Below are 18,971 nucleotides of genomic sequence, written 5' to 3'. Positions count from 1 at the left end.
AAAATAAATAAAAAACAGCATCAATTAAGATGCTGTTTTTTTATTTAAAATTTATAGATGTTCTACGGAGAAAGTATCACCGTGTTGGATGTCACCATATTGAAAGCCTTTGTTAAACCAACGTTGGCGTTGTTCAGCTGTTCCATGGGTAAAGTTATCAGGCACTAATTTTCCGTAGGTTTCTTTCTGAAGGGTATCGTCTCCGACGGCGTGGGCAGCATTCATGGCCTCTTCAAAGTCTCCTTGTTCTAAGAGATTTTTTCCCCTGATGTAGTGAGCCCATACCCCTGCATAATAATCTGCTTGAAGTTCTAGCCGAACATTTAAAGCATTTGCTTCTTTCTTAGTAAGTCCGTGTCGCATTGTATTATACTTATCCATAATGCCTAACTCTGTTTGAATGTGGTGACCAACTTCGTGGGCGATGACGTAGGCCATAGCAAAATCACCAGTAGCACCATATTTATGTGATAATTCATTGTAAAAAGAAATATCAAGATAGATTTTTTTATCTGCTGAACAATAAAATGGTCCTGAAGCAGATTCACCTATACCACAACCTGTTTGAATTGAATTGGTGTAAAGAACAAGTTTTGGTTCCTTATAATTTCCAAAACCTTGGGTTTGGAATTCTTGTGACCAGAAATCCTCAGTTGAGCCAAGGACTTTATTAACGAAATCGATTTGTTCTCTCGTTGCGCTATTATCAACAGAACGTGAGACATTCTGAGATTGGTAACTAGAAGGTGAGGATGAGTCATTAAAAATGCTGGTTAGTCCCCCTCCGCCAAGTAGCAGTAAGATGATTAAAACCACAAGCTTGGTTTTCCAACTCCCTCGCATCAATAAAAGTTGAAGAATCGGTAATCCACTTCCTCCGCTAGAGAATGAACCTCCGCTACTGGAGCGACGATCTTCAACATTGTCGCTTTTTCTTAGGTCATCTATTTTCATAAGTATCTCCAAAGTGTTTTATAGGCTCATTATAAACTATTTTAATAAGAAATGCTTGAATTTTTAACTAAATATCTTCCCCTAGATTTGAAGCTATTTTTGGTATAATATTAATAAACTGTAAAGGATAAGTTGAAGAAGGTTTACTTCTCAGTTGACTTATTAGATAGGAGATTCATGAAATTACTTTATACTGATATTAATCATGATATGACAGAAATCTTAGTCAATCAGGCCGCGCATGCTGCTGAAGCTGGATGGCGTATTTTTTATATTGCTCCAAACTCTTTATCTTTTGAAAAAGAGCGTGCAGTATTAGAGAACCTTCCTCAAGAAGCCTCTTTTGCTATTACAATTACTCGCTTTGCTCAATTGGCACGTTATTTTACTTTAAACCAGCCTAATCAAAAAGAAAGTTTAAACGATATTGGATTAGCAATGATCTTTTATCGTGCTTTAGCAAGTTTTGAAGATGGACAATTAAAAGTTTTTGGACGATTGAAGCAAGATGCTTCCTTTATCAGTCAATTGGTAGACCTATACAAAGAATTGCAGACAGCAAATCTGAGTATTTTAGATTTAAAATATTTACATTCTCCTGAAAAATTTGAAGATTTATTAGCTATTTTTCTAGTGGTTTCAGATCTTTTAAGAGAAGGAGAATACGACAATCAATCTAAAATTGCCTTTTTTACAGAACAAGTAAGGTCAGGCCAGCTAGATGTGGATTTAAAGAACACTATCCTTATAGTCGATGGTTTTACCCGTTTCTCAGCTGAAGAAGAAGCTTTAATTAAAAGTCTGAGTTCACGTTGTCAAGAGATTATCATCGGAGCTTATGCTAGCCAAAAAGCGTATAAGGCTAACTTTACTAATGGAAATATTTATTCTGCAGGGGTTGATTTTTTAAGATATCTAGCAACGACATTTCAAACAAAACCAGAATTTATCTTGTCTAAGTGGGAAAGTAAGTCTGGTTTTGAAATGATTTCGAAAAATATCGAAGGTAAACATGATTTTACAAATAGTAGTCACATTTTAGACGACACTGCTAAAGATTGTATAACAATTTGGGAGTGCATTAATCAAAAAGATGAAGTGGAACATGTGGCTAGAGCTATACGTCAGAAACTTTATCAGGGATATCGCTACAAAGATATTTTAGTTTTACTAGGAGATGTAGATAGTTATAAACTACAATTAAGCAAGATTTTTGAGCAGTATGATATTCCTTATTATTTCGGTAAAGCTGAAACAATGGCTGCGCACCCTTTAGTTCATTTTATGGATTCCTTGTCTCGAATAAAACGTTATCGATTTAGAGCTGAAGATGTTTTAAATCTTTTTAAGACAGGTATTTATGGAGAGATTAGTCAAGATGATTTAGATTATTTTGAGGCTTATATCTCATATGCAGACATTAAAGGTCCTAAGAAGTTCTTTACAGATTTTGTTGTGGGGGCTAAAAAATTTGATTTAGGGCGTCTTAACACTATTCGTCAGTCCCTCCTTGCTCCACTGGAAAGTTTTGTTAAAACGAAAAAACAAGACGGTATAAAAACACTCAACCAATTCATGTTTTTCCTTACTCAGGTAGGTTTGAGTGACAATTTATCGCGATTAGTTGGTCAAATGTCTGAAAATGAACAAGAAAAACATCAAGAAGTTTGGAAAACATTTACAGATATTTTAGAGCAGTTTCAAACAATATTTGGTCAAGAAAAATTAAATTTAGATGAATTTTTATCGTTATTAAATTCAGGTATGATGCAAGCCGAGTATCGTATGGTCCCTGCTACTGTTGATGTGGTTACTGTTAAGTCTTACGACTTGGTAGAACCACATAGTAATCAATTTGTCTATGCCCTAGGCATGACACAATCACATTTTCCAAAGATTGCTCAAAACAAATCTTTAATATCTGATATTGAACGTCAGCTTATAAATGATGCCAATGACACTGATGGTCATTTTGACATTATGACGCGAGAAAATTTGAAGAAAAACCATTTTGCTGCTCTCTCTCTTTTTAATGCTGCTAAACAAGCATTAGTGTTGACTATACCACAATTATTGAATGAGTCTGAAGATCAGATGTCACCATATCTTATCGAACTAAGAGATATAGGTGTTCCTTTTAATCATAAAGGACGCCAATCGTTAAAAGAAGAAGCTGATAATATTGGGAATTACAAAGCTTTATTATCGCGTGTTGTTGACTTGTATCGCTCTGCTATTGACAAAGAGATGACTAAAGAAAAACAAACTTTTTGGTCAGTTGCTGTTCGTTATTTGCGTCGTCAATTAACTTCTAAAGGGATTGAGATACCAATAATTACAGATAGTCTTGATACTGTGACAGTTTCATCAGATGTGATGACCAGACGCTTCCCAGAAGATGACCCACTTAAATTATCCTCATCTGCTTTGACAACTTTTTATAATAATCAATATAAGTATTTTTTACAATATGTGTTAGGTTTGGAAGAACAAGACTCAATTCATCCAGATATGCGGCACCATGGAACGTACCTTCATCGTGTTTTTGAAATTCTGATGAAAAACCAAGGGATAGAATCTTTTGAAGAGAAACTCAACTCTGCAATTAATAAAACCAATCAAGAAGATGTTTTCAAATCCTTGTATTCAGAAGATGCAGAAAGTCGTTATTCTTTAGAAATTTTAGAAGATATCGCGCGTGCAACTGCAACCATATTACGACAAGATAGTCAGATGACTGTTGAAAGTGAAGAAGAACGATTTGAACTAATGATTGATAATACTATAAAAATTAACGGTATTATTGACCGTATCGATCGTTTATCTGATGGTTCTTTGGGTGTCGTGGACTATAAATCAAGCGCTCAAAAATTCGATATCCAAAAATTTTATAACGGTCTAAGTCCACAATTAGTTACCTACATTGATGCTATCAGTCGTGACAAGGAGGTTGAACAAAAACCACCGATTTTTGGAGCTATGTATTTACATATGCAAGAACCTAAACAAGACTTGTCTAAAATTAAAAATTTAGATGATTTAGTAACAAAAAATCATCAAGCTTTAACTTATAAAGGATTATTTTCAGAAGCTGAAAAAGAATTTTTAGCAAATGGGAAATACCATCTCAAAGATTCCCTTTATTCAGAGGCTGAAATTGCTATTTTACAAGCACATAACCAATTGCTTTACAAAAAAGCATCTGAGACTATTAAGTCAGGTAAGTTTTTGATCAATCCATATACAGAAGATGCTAAAACAGTTGACGGTGATCAGTTTAAGAGTATTACGGGGTTCGAGGCGGATAGGCATATGGCGCGTGCCAGAGCGCTTTATAAATTACCTGCTAAGGAAAAACGTCAAGGTTTCTTAACATTAATGCAGCAAGAGGAGGAAAATGATGACCTTTAAGCCTTTCTTAAATCCAGAAGATATTGCTGTTATTCAGACAGAAGAAAAAAATTCTGATAAAAAACAAAAGCGAACGCCTGAACAAATTGAAGCCATTTATACTTTTGGTAACAATGTCCTGGTATCAGCTTCGGCTGGTTCTGGAAAGACTTTTGTAATGGTTGAGCGGATTTTAGATAAACTTTTAAGAGGGGTTCCGATTGACTCTTTGTTTATCTCAACATTTACAGTAAAAGCGGCAGGTGAGCTCAAAGAACGTTTAGAAAAGAAAATAAACGAGTCTTTGAAATCCGCAGAATCAGATGATTTAAAACAGTTTCTCACCCAGCAACTTGTAGGCATTCAAACAGCTGATATTGGTACTATGGATGCTTTTACGCAAAAAATAGTTAACCAATATGGTTATACTTTGGGCATATCACCTATATTTAGGATTTTACAAGATAAAAATGAGCAAGACGTCATAAAGAATGAGGTCTATGCTGATTTATTTTCTGACTACATGACTGGGAAGAATGCAGCTTCATTCATAAAATTAGTCAAAAATTTCTCAGGTAATCGTAAAGATAGCAAAGCTTTTCGAGAAATGGTTTATAAAGTTTATGCTTTTAGCCAGTCCACCGATAACCCCAAGCGCTGGATGCAAACAGTTTTTCTAAAAGGTGCACAAACTTACACTGATTTTGAAGCTATTCCAGATCAAGAAGTTTCAAGCCTTTTAAATGTAATGCAAACAACTGCTAATCAATTACGTGATTTAACGGATCAAGAAGATTATAAGCAATTAACTGCTAAAGGGGTTCCGACAGCAAATTACAAAAAACACCTTAAAATAATTGAAAATTTAGTCCATTGGTCTCAAGACTTTAATTTGCTGTATGGAAAAAAAGGATTGGCTAATTTGGCACGTGATATCACTAATGTGATTCCTTCAGGCAATGATGTTACAGTTGCTGGCGTTAAATATCCTATCTTTAAACAATTGCATAATCGTATCGTTGGACTTAAGCACTTAGAAGTTATTTTTAAGTATCAAGGAGAATCTCTTTTCTTGTTAGAATTATTGCAATCCTTTGTTCTAGATTTCTCAGAACAATATTTACAGGAGAAGATTCAAGAAAATGCTTTTGAATTTTCTGATATTGCCCATTTTGCAATTCAAATATTGGAAGAAAATCATGATATTAGGCAACTTTATCAAGATAAGTATCATGAAGTAATGGTTGATGAGTATCAGGACAATAACCATACCCAAGAGAGAATGTTAGAATTATTGTCTAATGGACATAATCGTTTCATGGTTGGAGACATAAAACAATCAATTTACCGTTTTCGTCAGGCTGATCCACAAATTTTTAATGATAAATACAAAGCTTACCAAGACAATCCAAGTCAAGGGAAATTAATTATTCTGAAAGAGAATTTTCGGAGTCAATCAGAGGTTTTAGACAGTACAAATAGTGTGTTTACACATCTTATGGATGAAGAAGTAGGAGACATTCTTTATGATGAAAGTCACCAATTAAAAGCTGGTAGTCCAAGACAGCAAGAAAGACATCCGAATAATAAAACACAAGTTTTACTATTAGATACTGATGAAGATGATATAAATGACAGTGATAGTCAACAATATGATATTAGCCCAGCTGAAGCAAAGTTAGTCGCAAAAGAAATTATTCGATTGCATAAAGAAGAGAATGTTCCCTTTCAAGATATCACCCTCTTAGTTTCTTCAAGGACAAGGAATGATGGTATCTTACAAACTTTTGACCGTTATGGTATTCCTTTGGTAACTGACGGTGGGGAGCAAAATTACTTAAAATCAGTCGAAGTGATGGTAATGCTTGATACTTTGCGGTCAATTGATAATCCCTTAAATGATTATGCTCTAGTTGCTCTTTTGAGATCTCCCATGTTTGGCTTTAATGAAGATGATTTAACAAGAATTGCTATTCAGGATGTCAAAATGGCTTTTTATCATAAAGTGAAATTGTCTTATCATAAAGAAGGTCATCATAGTGATTTAATTACTCCAGAATTATCTTCTAAAATAGATCACTTTATGAAAACATTCCAGACTTGGCGTGATTTTGCTAAATGGCATTCGCTTTATGATTTAATATGGAAAATATATAATGACCGTTTTTATTATGATTATGTAGGAGCTCTGCCTAAAGCTGAGCAACGTCAAGCCAATCTATATGCCTTGGCACTTCGAGCAAATCAGTTTGAAAAAACAGGTTTCAAGGGTTTATCACGCTTTATTCGAATGATTGATAAAGTTTTAGAAAATGAAAATGATTTGGCAGATGTTGAGGTGGCATTACCGCAAAATGCTGTTAACCTAATGACTATACACAAATCAAAGGGTCTTGAGTTTAAGTATGTATTTATTTTAAATATTGATAAGAAATTTTCAATGGTAGACATAACTTCCCCTCTTATTTTAAGCCGAAATCAAGGGATTGGTATTAAATATGTTGCTGATATGCGACATGAACTCGAAGAAGAGCTACTGCCTGCAGTAAAGGTTAGCATGGAAACACTTCCTTACCAACTTAATAAAAGAGAGTTACGCTTAGCTACTTTATCAGAGCAAATGCGTTTACTTTACGTAGCTATGACACGTGCAGAGAAAAAATTATATCTGGTTGGTAAGGCTAGTCAAACCAAATGGGCTGATCATTATGACTTAGTATCTGAAAATAATCATCTCCCATTAGCTAGTCGTGAGACTTTTGTGACCTTTCAAGATTGGTTACTGGCTGTTCATGAAACCTATAAGAAACAAGAGTTGTTTTATGACATCAACTTCGTATCATTAGAGGAATTAACAGATCACCACATAGGGATGGTTAATCCTAGTCTACCTTTCAATCCCGATAATAAGGCAGAGAATCGTCAGTCTGAAGATATCGTGCGCGCGATTAGCGTGTTAGAATCTGTTGAACAGATTAATCAAACTTATAAAGCGGCTATTGAGTTACCGACAGTAAGAACACCAAGTCAAGTCAAAAAATTCTATGAGCCTATTCTAGATATAGAAGGCGTTGATGTGATGGAAACTATTACTAAAACATCAGTAGATTTTAAGTTACCTGATTTTTCTACAAGTAAAAAGCAAGACCCAGCAGCTTTAGGATCTGCTGTACATGAATTAATGCAACGCATAGAGATGTCATCTCATGTCAAAATGGAAGATATTCAAAAAGCCTTGACAGAAGTGAATGCTGAAACAAGTGTCAAAGCGGCTATTCAGATTGAAAAAATCAACTATTTTTTCCAAGAAACCTCACTCGGTAAGTATATACAAGAAGAAGTAGAACATCTGCATCGAGAGGCACCTTTTGCCATGTTAAAAGAAGATCCGGAGAGTGGTGAGAAATTCGTTGTACGTGGTATTATTGATGGGTATCTACTATTAGAAAATCGGATAATTCTATTTGATTATAAGACTGATAAATTTGTCAATCCTCTGGAATTAAAAGAACGCTATCAGGGACAAATGGCTTTATATGCAGAAGCTTTAAAAAAATCTTACGAGATAGAAAAGATAGACAAATACTTAATTCTTTTAGGTGGTAAACAGCTAGAAGTGGTAAAAATGGATTAAAGAAAGGAAAAAATGATAGTCGAACAAAAATTTGGAAATGGTTTTACTTGGATTAATATTGAAGCAGAGCAATTGCGAACAGAAACATCGGAAATTCAAGCAAAATATTTGGATAGTGAGATTATTACATATGCTCTGGATGATTATGAACGAGCCTTTATGGAATGTTCTCATATTAAAGGAAAAGAAGTCTTGACGATTATTTTTAATACTATTGATCTAAAGCAGAAAGAAAGTTATTATGAGACCGTTCCGATGACCTTTTGCTTATCACACGACCGTTTGATAACGGTGACACGGTCTCGAAATAGTTATATGCTAGAACTATTGCAAAAATATCTAGACCGTAATCCAGATGTCTCTCCTAAAAAATTTTTATTTGCAGCTTTAACTTTGATTACAAAACAATATTTTAATGTTGTATCGAAAATTGATAGAGAAAAGGATATTCTCAACCGTCAATTGAGAGAACAAACAACCAATAAGCGCTTATTAGCCATGAGTGACCTAGAGACAGGATCCGTTTATCTTTTGACAGCTGCCAATCAAAATGCATTGGTATTAGAGCAATTAGATGTTCATCCTAGTCAGCGATTTAATTCTGAAGTGGAAAAAGAACAGTTATCAGATGCTCTCATTGAAGCGCATCAGTTAGTCAGTATGACACAATTAAACAGTCAGGTACTTTCACAATTATCATCTACTTTTAACAATGTCTTAAATAATAACTTGAACGAAAACTTAACAGGTTTGAATATCATTTCGATTAATTTAGCGATTATTGCAGCAATTACTGGCTTTTTTGGGATGAATATTCCATTACCTCTTACAGAATCACGGAGTTCATGGTTAATTGTTATTGCTACTTCGGTCTTACTTTGGGTTATTATTGCTCAAATTTTAAAACGAGTTTTTAACTTAAGAAAATAAAAATATTCGGTGCGTAAGCACCGAATATTTTTATTTACCTAAGCAGAATTGGCTGAAGAGCTGAGTTATTAGTTCATCTGGAGCTGCATCCCCAGTGATTTCTCCAAGTATTTCCCAAGTTCTAGTCATATCGACTTGTAAGAGATCAACAGGCATTCCTAATTCCAAGCCCTCATTGACAGCTTTTAAACTATCAACGGCTTTTTCAATTAGTGAGATATGGCGAGCATTCGATAGATAAGTAGCGTCATGTTCTACCATACCAGCATTGTCAAAGAAAATATCGTTAATACGTTCTTCGATTTTATCGATGTTTTCATTTTCTAAAACCGAAATTGGAATAACATTTTCAGGTAATTCGTTAACTTCTATTTTTTGAGGAAGATCCGTTTTATTGAGTAATACGATACGATTACTTTCTTTACTTAGTTCTAGAAGGGAGCGGTCTTGTAATGTTAGTGGTTCGGAACTATTGAGAACCAACAACACAAGGTCGGCTTCTTCTAAAGCCTTCTTTGAACGTTCAACACCAATTTTTTCAACGATATCATCTGTATCACGGATACCAGCAGTGTCAACTAGTTTTAAAGGAACTCCTTTAATATTGACGTATTCTTCAATAACATCACGAGTTGTTCCTTCAATATCTGTCACAATCGCCTTTTCTTCACGTAAGAGGTTATTTAGTAAGCTGGATTTACCGACATTTGGACGACCAATGATTGCTGTTGAAAGTCCTTCTCGAAGAATTTTTCCACGTCGGGCAGTTCGAAGTAAATTTTCCATAAGTGCTTGAAACTCTTGTGTTTTTTCACGCATCAGTGTTGTAGTCATCTCTTCAACGTCATCATATTCAGGGTAATCGATATTAACTTCAACTTGGGCTAGAGTATTTAGAATTTCTTGTCGAGTGTTATTGATTAGTGTCTTTAGAGAACCATCTAATTGCTTAACGGCAATATCCATTGCTTTATCTGTTTTAGCTCTAATAAGATCCATAACAGCTTCAGCCTGAGTCAAGTCAACTCGACCATTTAAAAAAGCACGTTTAGTAAATTCTCCTGGTTCAGCCATTCGTGCTCCATGTCGTAAAATTAACTGAAGAATTTCGTTAGTAACTGCAATTCCTCCATGCGTATTAATTTCAATAACATCTTCTCTTGTGAATGTTTTTGGAGCAAGCATAACGCCTAACATAACTTCATCCAAGATTTCATTTTTATCTGGGTCCACAATATGACCATAGTTTAAGGTATGGGATTGGATAGCGGATAAATCTTTTCCACGATAAATTTTTGATGCTATCTTTAAGGCATCTGTACCAGATATACGGACAATACCAATAGCTCCCTCACCGAGAGGAGTTGAAATAGCTGCGATGGTATCAAATTCTTTTGTAATAGACATAAAGTCTCTCTCTTTCTTGGGAATTACTAACATTCATTGTAACCTAAAGCCCTAAAAGGTGCAATCATTTGATTAAAAGAGAAGATTTCCATAATGGTTTTATTTGAAGGTATGCTATAATAAAACTATGATTATACTACAAGGAAACAAAATTGAGCGCTCATTTTCAGGTGATGTGCTTTTTGATAATATTAATATTCAAGTTGATCAACGTGATCGTATTGCTCTTGTTGGACGTAATGGTGCTGGCAAATCAACGCTTCTTAAAATTTTAGTTGGTGAAGAGACTCCGACAAAAGGAGAAATAAATAAAAAGCGTGATTTGAGTTTGTCCTACTTGGCACAAGATAGTCGTTTTCAATCTGAAAATACAATTTTCCAAGAAATGTTACAAGTTTTTGACTCATTAAGAGAAGTAGAGAAACGCTTACGTGAATTGGAATTACAAATGGGGCAAGTTTCAGGAAGTGACCTGGAACAATTGATGAAAACATACGATATTTTGTCAGAAGAGTTTCGTGAAAAAGGTGGCTTTACCTATGAATCAGATATAAAGGCTATTTTAAATGGCTTTAAGTTTAACAGTGATATGTGGGAAATGCCTATTAGTGAATTGTCTGGCGGGCAAAATACACGATTAGCGCTTGCAAAAATGCTACTTGAAAAGCCAGAATTACTTGTTTTAGATGAACCAACGAACCATTTAGACATTGATACGATTGCTTGGTTAGAAAATTATCTTGTAAATTATCAAGGAGCCCTTATTATTGTCAGCCATGACCGCTATTTTTTAGACAAGGTAGCTACAGTAACTTATGATTTAACGACACATTCTCTAGACCGCTATGTAGGCAATTATTCGAAATTTATGGATCTTAAGGCAGAGAAAATAGCGACTGAAGAAAAGAATTTTGAAAAGCAACAAAAAGAAATTGCTAAGTTAGAAGATTTTGTACAACGTAACATTGTTAGGGCTTCAACCACTAAACGAGCACAAGCTCGTCGTAAACAATTAGAAAAGATGGAACGACTCGACAAACCGAATGTAGAGCAAAAATCAGCTAATATGACTTTTCATGCTGGGAAAGTCTCAGGGAATGTTGTTTTAACACTTGAGAATGCAGCTATTGGTTATGAAGGTGTTTCTTTATCGGAGCTAATCGATTTGGACGTGAAGAAATTTGATGCTATTGCAATTGTAGGTCCAAATGGTATCGGGAAATCAACTTTAATCAAATCGCTTGTTGGGCAAATTCCTTTTATCAAAGGAGAAGCAAAATTAGGAGCAAATGTCGAAACTGGGTATTACGATCAAAGTCAAAGTAATTTAACAAAAACGAATACTGTTTTAGATGAGTTATGGAATGCTTTTTCAACAACGCCAGAAGTTGAAATTAGAAACCGTTTAGGAGCTTTTCTTTTTTCAGGTGATGATGTTAAAAAATTAGTTTCAATGCTATCCGGTGGTGAACGAGCGCGTTTGCTATTGGCAAAATTATCTATGGAAAATAATAATTTCCTCATATTAGATGAGCCAACAAACCACTTGGATATTGATAGTAAAGAAGTCTTAGAAAATGCACTCATCGAATTTGATGGCACATTACTTTTTGTTAGTCACGATCGCTATTTTATTAATCGTGTGGCAACTAAGGTTCTCGAAATTTCTGATAAGGGAAGTACTCTCTATCTAGGAGATTATGATTATTACCTCACTAAGAAAGCCGAACTAGAGGAATTAGCACGTTTAAATGAAGAAGAAGTGAGTGCTTCAAAAACAGAAATCGACGTTACATCAGATTATGAGACACAAAAAGCAAATCAAAAGGAATTTAGGAAAATTACCCGTCGCATTGCAGAAATTGAGGCGCGTTTGGAAGTTCTTGAAAATAATGAAAACAATATCAATGGTTTAATGTTAGAAACCAATGACATCGGAAAACTCTCTGACTTACAAAAAGAGCTGGAATCAATCCAAGAAGAACAATTGCTATTAATGGAAGAATGGGAAAATCTAAATATGAGACTAGATTTGTGAGAAAATTTCAAAAACAATAGTTTGTGAAAAAAAGTACATTTTAAATTGAGATGCCTTTTACGAAAACAAAGAAAGCGGTTCAAATTCTTGCATCTTGTGAAAAAAACTTATACAATAATTAAGTAATAAAGATTTTTTGGAGGTTAGAATGGTAACTCTATCTAAAGAACAACACTTGGATATGTTTCTAAAAATGCAACGTATTCGTGATGTTGATATGAAATTTAACAAATTGGTTCGTCGTGGTTTCGTCCAAGGGATGACTCACTTCTCTGTTGGTGAAGAAGCTGCTTCAGTAGGTGCTATCCAAGATTTAACAGATTCAGATATCATTTTCTCAAACCACCGTGGACACGGACAAACTATTGCAAAAGGTATTGATATTGGTGGAATGTTTGCTGAACTTGCTGGTAAAGCAACAGGAACATCAAAAGGTCGTGGAGGCTCAATGCACTTAGCAAACCTTGAAAAAGGTAACTATGGAACAAACGGTATCGTCGGTGGAGGATATGCGCTTGCAGTAGGTGCTGCCCTTACACAGCAATATGAAGGAACTGATAACATTGTTATCGCCTTTTCGGGTGACTCAGCGACTAACGAGGGCTCATTCCATGAGTCAGTTAACTTAGCTGCTGTTTGGAACTTACCAGTTATCTTCTTTATCATCAACAACCGTTATGGTATCTCAACAGACATCACATACTCAACTAAAATTCCTCACCTTTACATGCGTGCTGATGCGTACGGTATTCCAGGGCATTACGTTGAAGATGGTAATGACCTTATGGCTGTTTACGAGAAAATGCATGAAGTTATCAATTACGTGCGTTCAGGAAATGGACCAGCTATTGTAGAGGTTGAATCATACCGTTGGTTTGGTCATTCAACTGCTGATGCTGGGGTATACCGTACTAAAGAAGAAGTTGATTCATGGAAAGCTAAAGATCCAGTAAAACGCTACCGTGCATACTTAATTGAAAATGAAATCGCTACTGAAGAAGAGCTTGCAGCTATTGAAGCACAAGTGATTAAAGAAGTTGAAGAAGGGGTTAAATTCGCTGAAGAAAGTCCATTCCCTGATATGTCTGTTGCATTTGAAGACGTTTTTGTGGACTAAAATAACCTAAAGTAGATGAGATTTATCTCGTTCTATTATTCAATTGATTAAAAAACGGATATTCGGAGGAAATAATGAGCGAAACTAAAGTTATGGCTTTGCGCGAAGCGATTAATGTCGCTATGAGCGAAGAAATGCGCAAAGATGAAAAAGTATTTTTAATGGGTGAAGATGTAGGTGTATATGGAGGAGACTTCGGTACATCAGTTGGTATGTTAGAAGAGTTTGGTGCTAAGCGCGTTCGCGACACACCAATCTCAGAGGCTGCGATTGCAGGTTCAGCTATCGGTGCTGCACAAACAGGTTTGCGTCCTATCGTTGATTTGACATTCATGGATTTCGTAACAATCGCAATGGATGCTATCGTTAACCAAGGTGCTAAAACGAATTATATGTTTGGTGGAGGTCTATCAACTCCAGTTACTTTCCGTGTGGCATCAGGGTCAGGTATTGGTTCGGCTGCACAACACTCACAATCATTAGAAGCTTGGTTAACACACATTCCAGGTCTAAAAGTTGTTGCACCTGGTACTGTTAATGAGTCAAAAGCACTTTTGAAATCTTCTATTCTTGACAATAACCCAGTTATCTTCTTAGAGCCAAAAGCTCTCTATGGTAAGAAAGAAGAAGTTAACATGGATCCTGATTTCTATATTCCACTTGGTAAAGGGGATATTAAGCGTGAGGGTACTGACTTAACAATTGTTTCTTATGGCCGTATGCTTGAGCGTGTTATGCAAGCTGCTGAAGAAGTTGCTGAGGAAGGTATTAACGTTGAGGTTGTTGATCCACGTACACTTATTCCGCTTGATAAAGAATTAATTATCGATTCTGTTAAGAAAACTGGTAAATTGATTTTGGTTAACGATGCTTATAAAACTGGTGGTTTCACTGGTGAAATTGCAACTATGGTTGCTGAAAGTGAAGCATTTGATTACCTTGATCATCCTATCGTGCGTCTTGCAAGTGAAGATGTTCCAGTACCGTATTCACGTGTACTTGAACAAGGAATCTTACCTGATGTAGCAAAAATTAAAGATGCTATCTACATAGTAGTTAACAAAGGTAAATAATTCATAAAACAAAGAGGGACTGAGGAATGAGTGAAAACTTAGCCTCTTTCCTTGTTTATAGGTTTTAATTTATATCGTTAGATGAAACATATATTTGACGATATAGTTTAGTGTGAAAGGAAAACTATGGCTGTCGAAATTATTATGCCTAAACTCGGGGTTGATATGCAAGAAGGCGAAATCCTTGAGTGGAAAAAACAGGTAGGTGATGTTGTTAATGAAGGTGACGTCCTACTTGAAATTATGTCAGATAAAACAAATATGGAGATTGAAGCAGAAGACTCAGGTGTTTTACTAAAAATCACACATGGGAATGGAGATGTTGTTCCTGTAACTGAGACAATTGGCTATATCGGTGCTGAAGGTGAAGAAGTAACAGAAGCATCTTCTTCTGAAAATACATCAGTTGAAGAAAACGCGACACAAGTAACTTCAGAACCAGAAAAAGTTGAAGAAACATCAGAACCAAGTGTGCCAGCAGCTACAAGTGGTGAAAAAGTACGTGCCACTCCTGCAGCTCGTAAATTAGCAAGAGAGATGTCTATTGACCTTGCACTAGTATCTGGAACAGGGGCAAATGGTCGCGTTCACAGAGAAGATGTTGAAAGCTTCAAGGGTGCTCAACCACGTATTACACCATTGGCACGTCGAATTGCTGAAGATCAAGGAGTTGATATAGCAGAAATCACTGGCAGTGGTATTCGTGGTAAAATTGTTAAAAATGATGTTTTGGCTGCTATGTCACCGCAAGCAGCAGAGGCTCCTGTAGAAACGAAAGCTACACCAACAACAGAAGAAAAACAATTACCAGAAGGTGTTGAAGTCATTAAGATGTCTGCAATGCGTAAGGCTATTTCTAAAGGTATGACTAACTCTTACCTCACTGCTCCAAGCTTTACACTTAACTATGACATTGATATGACTGAAATGATGGCTCTTCGCAAGAAATTAATTGATCCAATCATGGCTAAAACAGGCTTGAAAGTCAGCTTTACTGATTTGATTGGAATGGCCGTTGTTAAGACATTGATGAAACCAGAGCATCGATACCTAAATGCTTCATTAATTAACGATGCACAAGAAATTGAGCTTCATAATTTTGTTAATATTGGAATCGCAGTTGGTCTTGATGATGGCTTGATTGTTCCTGTTGTTCACAATGCTGATCAAATGTCACTTTCTGACTTTGTTATAGCATCTAAAGATGTTATTAAGAAAACTCAAGAAGGTAAATTAAAATCAGCTGAAATGTCAGGTTCAACATTCTCAATTACTAACTTAGGTATGTTTGGTACTAAGACGTTTAACCCAATTATCAATCAACCGAACTCAGCAATCCTTGGAGTAGGCGCTACTATTCCGACTCCAACAGTGGTTGATGGTGAAATTGTAGCTCGACCAATCATGGCAATGTGTTTAACAATTGACCACCGTATTGTTGATGGAATGAATGGTGCTAAGTTTATGGTTGATCTTAAGAACTTAATGGAAAACCCATTTGGTTTACTTATTTGATTCCGTAGGTCTTAATTTGATATAATAAGTTATTCGAAAAACGAAAGAGGAAATAAAAGATGGCTTTTGATGTAATTATGCCAAAACTTGGGGTTGACATGCAAGAAGGCGAAATCCTTGAGTGGAAAAAAAATGAAGGTGACACCGTTAATGAAGGTGATGTCCTTCTTGAAATCATGTCTGATAAAACCAATATGGAAATTGAAGCAGAAGACACTGGTGTACTTTTAAAAATTGTACATCAGGCAGGAGATGTTGTTCCCGTCACTGAAGTGATTGCCTATATCGGAGAAGAAGGTGAAGAAGTAGGTACGTCATCACCTTCAGCTGATGCAACTATCACAGCTGAAGATGGTCAATCAGTTTCTGGACCTGCTGCTCCTTCACAAGAGACAGTTGCAGCAGCAACTCCTAAAGAAGAACTTGCAGCTGATGAGTACGATATCGTAGTCGTAGGTGGTGGACCTGCAGGTTATTACGCAGCAATCCGCGGTGCTCAACTTGGAGGAAAAATTGCCATTGTTGAGAAAACTGAATTTGGTGGTACGTGTTTGAATGTTGGTTGTATCCCTACAAAAACATATCTTAAAAATGCTGAAATCCTAGATGGTTTGAAAGTAGCAGCTGGACGTGGTATCAACCTTGCTTCAACTAACTATGCAATTGATATGGATAAGACTGTTGCCTTTAAAAATTCTGTAGTTAAGACACTGACTGGCGGTGTACGTGGTCTCTTGAAAGCGAACAAAGTTGAAATTTTCAATGGACTTGGACAAGTAAACCCTGATAAGTCTGTTGTTATTGGCGATAAAGTTATCAAAGGTCGTAACGTCGTTCTTGCGACTGGTTCTAAGGTATCTCGTATTAATATTCCAGGTATTGAATCACCATTAGTATTAACATCAGATGATATTCTTGATTTACGTGAAATTCCTAAGTCACTTGCTGTTATGGGTGGTGGTGTCGTAGGTATTGAGCTTGGTCTTGTATGGGCTTCATATGGTGTTGACGTAACTGTTATTGAAATGGCTGATCGCATCATTCCAGCAATGGATAAAGAAGTATCGCTAGAACTTCAAAAAATCCTTGCTAAGAAGGGAATGAAGATTAAAACATCAGTTGGTGTTTCTGAAATTGTTGAAGCCAATAATCAATTAACGCTTAAATTAAACAACGGCGAAGAAGTTGTTGCTGATAAAGCTCTTCTTTCAATTGGACGTGTTCCACAAATGAATGGTCTTGAAAATCTTGAGCCTGAACTTGAGATGGAACGTGGACGTATTAAAGTTAATGCTTATCAAGAAACTTCAATTCCAGGTATCTATGCACCAGGTGATGTTAATGGAACTCGTATGTTAGCTCATGCTGCATACCGTATGGGTGAAGTAGCTGCTGAAAACGCACTCGGCGGTAATAAGCGTAAAGCACATCTAGATTTCACTCCAGCAGCTGTTTATACTCATCCTGAAGTAGCAATGGTGGGGATGACAGAAGAGCAAGCACGTGAACAATATGGTGACATATTAGTTGGTAAAAATAGCTTTACAGGCAATGGTCGTGCTATCGCTTCAAACGAAGCACATGGTTTTGTAAAAGTAATTGCTGAACCTAAGTATAAAGAGATTCTTGGTGTTCACATTATTGGTCCAGCTGCAGCGGAATTGATTAATGAAGCTTCTACGATTATGGAAAATGAGTTGACTGTCTATGATGTAGCACAATCTATCCATGGTCACCCAACATTCTCTGAAGTTATGTACGAAGCTTTCTTAGATGTTCTCGGTGAAGCTATTCACAACCCTCCAAAACGCAAATAATTTTGTTTAATATATTTGAGATTGAGCTTTTATAGCTTCAATCTCTTTTCACGTATATATTATCTGAATATTATAAAATATTAGTTAGGAATTTAAAATGAAATATATCGTTAACACGTCTAATGATCCGGCTTACAATGTTGCTTTAGAAGCTTACGCCTTTCAAAAGTTGACAGATATCGATGAAATTTTTATTCTTTGGATTAATGAACCGGCTATCATTATTGGACGCCATCAAAATACAATTCAAGAAATTAACAAAGAGTTCATTGATAAAAATGGCATCCATGTTGTCCGTCGTTTGTCAGGAGGCGGAGCAGTTTATCATGACTTGAATAATTTAAACTACACTATTATTTCTAATAATACACAAGAAGGTGCCTTTGATTTCCAAACTTTTTCAAAACCAGTTATTGATACTCTTGCTAAATTAGGTGTTAAAGCAGAATTTACTGGTCGTAATGATTTAGAAATCAATGGACAAAAATTTGCAGGAAATGCTCAAGCTTATTACAAAGGTCGTATGATGCATCATGGTTGTCTTTTATTTGATGTTGATATGTCAGTCTTAGGGCAAGCACTCAAAGTATCTAAAGACAAAATTGAATCTAAAGGGATAAAATCTGTACGCGCACGTGTTACAAATATTGTTGACCATCTTTCAGATAAAATTACAGTACAAGAATTTAGCGATGCCATTTTAGCTCAAATGAAGGAAGAATATCCAGAGATGGATGAATATGTTTTGAGTGATGCCGAGTTATCAGAAATCCAAGCTATGCGCGATAATCAATTTGCTACATGGGATTGGACGTATGGTAAAGCACCTGAATACACCATTGAACGTGGTGTCCGTTATCCAGCTGGAAAAATTACGACTTATGCTAATGTTGAAAATTCAACGATAAAATCTGTCAAAATCTTTGGTGACTTCTTTGGAGTGAAACCTGTAGATGATATTGAAAAAATGTTGGAGGGTGTCCGCTACGATTACAAAGATGTTTTAGCAGCGCTTAAAACAGTTGATACAAGTCAATACTTCTCACGTATGACACCCGAAGAGATTACAAAAGCTATTGTAGACTAAAATCAAAAA

Annotated in this window: 11 protein-coding genes; 9 read left to right on the top strand and 2 right to left on the bottom strand. The window is 35.8% G+C overall.

The window, feature by feature from the left end:
* Nucleotides 1-51 precede the first annotated feature (51 nt).
* Complete coding sequence (locus HMPREF2818_RS07960; protein ID WP_000686767.1) at nt 52-954, bottom strand: KPN_02809 family neutral zinc metallopeptidase; 903 nt, start codon at nt 952-954, stop codon at nt 52-54.
* A gap of 177 nt (nt 955-1,131) precedes the next feature.
* On the opposite strand from HMPREF2818_RS07960, the gene rexB reads away from it, so the two are divergent.
* The 3 genes from rexB to HMPREF2818_RS07945 are packed head-to-tail and all read left to right on the top strand — an operon-like array spanning nt 1,132 to nt 8,908.
* Nucleotides 1,132-4,365 carry an ATP-dependent nuclease subunit B gene (gene rexB, locus HMPREF2818_RS07955; RefSeq protein WP_000772292.1) on the top strand — a complete coding sequence of 1,078 codons (3,234 nt, stop codon included), beginning with the start codon at nt 1,132-1,134 and terminating at the stop codon, nt 4,363-4,365.
* Nucleotides 4,355-7,978 (top strand): helicase-exonuclease AddAB subunit AddA, encoded by a 3,624-nt coding sequence (addA, locus tag HMPREF2818_RS07950; RefSeq protein WP_000143226.1) that lies wholly within the window; start codon nt 4,355-4,357, stop codon nt 7,976-7,978. Before rexB ends, addA begins: the two co-directional genes overlap by 11 nt.
* A gap of 12 nt (nt 7,979-7,990) precedes the next feature.
* Nucleotides 7,991-8,908 carry a magnesium transporter CorA family protein gene (locus HMPREF2818_RS07945; RefSeq protein WP_000634649.1) on the top strand — a complete coding sequence of 306 codons (918 nt, stop codon included), beginning with the start codon at nt 7,991-7,993 and terminating at the stop codon, nt 8,906-8,908.
* Nucleotides 8,909-8,938: 30 nt separating this feature from the next.
* Here HMPREF2818_RS07945 and mnmE read toward each other — a convergent pair whose 3' ends face one another.
* A complete protein-coding gene (gene mnmE / locus HMPREF2818_RS07940) occupies nt 8,939-10,315 on the bottom strand; it encodes a tRNA uridine-5-carboxymethylaminomethyl(34) synthesis GTPase MnmE (RefSeq protein ID WP_000028890.1) in 1,377 nt (458 codons plus the stop codon).
* 127 nt (nt 10,316-10,442) lie between these two features.
* Between mnmE and HMPREF2818_RS07935 the strand changes: the two genes are divergently transcribed.
* From HMPREF2818_RS07935 to HMPREF2818_RS07910, 6 genes are all read left to right on the top strand, one after another.
* Nucleotides 10,443-12,353, top strand: coding sequence for an ABC-F family ATP-binding cassette domain-containing protein (locus HMPREF2818_RS07935; protein ID WP_000584918.1), 1,911 nt, complete (start codon nt 10,443-10,445; stop codon nt 12,351-12,353).
* 148 nt (nt 12,354-12,501) lie between these two features.
* On the top strand, nt 12,502-13,470 hold the full coding sequence (locus HMPREF2818_RS07930; RefSeq protein ID WP_000258166.1) for a thiamine pyrophosphate-dependent dehydrogenase E1 component subunit alpha: 969 nt from the start codon (nt 12,502-12,504) through the stop codon (nt 13,468-13,470).
* A 74-nt stretch (nt 13,471-13,544) separates the two neighbouring features.
* On the top strand, nt 13,545-14,543 hold the full coding sequence (locus HMPREF2818_RS07925) for an alpha-ketoacid dehydrogenase subunit beta (RefSeq protein ID WP_000005087.1): 999 nt from the start codon (nt 13,545-13,547) through the stop codon (nt 14,541-14,543).
* A gap of 126 nt (nt 14,544-14,669) precedes the next feature.
* Nucleotides 14,670-16,058, top strand: a complete 1,389-nt coding sequence (locus tag HMPREF2818_RS07920) for a dihydrolipoamide acetyltransferase (RefSeq protein WP_000257571.1) — start codon at nt 14,670-14,672, stop codon at nt 16,056-16,058.
* 59 nt (nt 16,059-16,117) lie between these two features.
* The gene (gene lpdA, locus HMPREF2818_RS07915) at nt 16,118-17,875 is read left to right on the top strand and encodes a dihydrolipoyl dehydrogenase (RefSeq protein ID WP_000863368.1); all 1,758 of its coding nucleotides are present in this window, start codon (nt 16,118-16,120) and stop codon (nt 17,873-17,875) included.
* A 97-nt stretch (nt 17,876-17,972) separates the two neighbouring features.
* The gene (locus HMPREF2818_RS07910) at nt 17,973-18,962 is read left to right on the top strand and encodes a lipoate--protein ligase (protein WP_000875296.1); all 990 of its coding nucleotides are present in this window, start codon (nt 17,973-17,975) and stop codon (nt 18,960-18,962) included.
* Nucleotides 18,963-18,971: the final 9 nt, after the last annotated feature.

This window comes from Streptococcus sp. HMSC076H09 (assembly GCF_001811765.1).
GTDB lineage: Bacteria > Bacillota > Bacilli > Lactobacillales > Streptococcaceae > Streptococcus > Streptococcus agalactiae.
The sequence above is the reverse complement of the archived record's forward strand: the minus strand, read 5'-3'. Positions and strand labels throughout refer to the sequence as shown.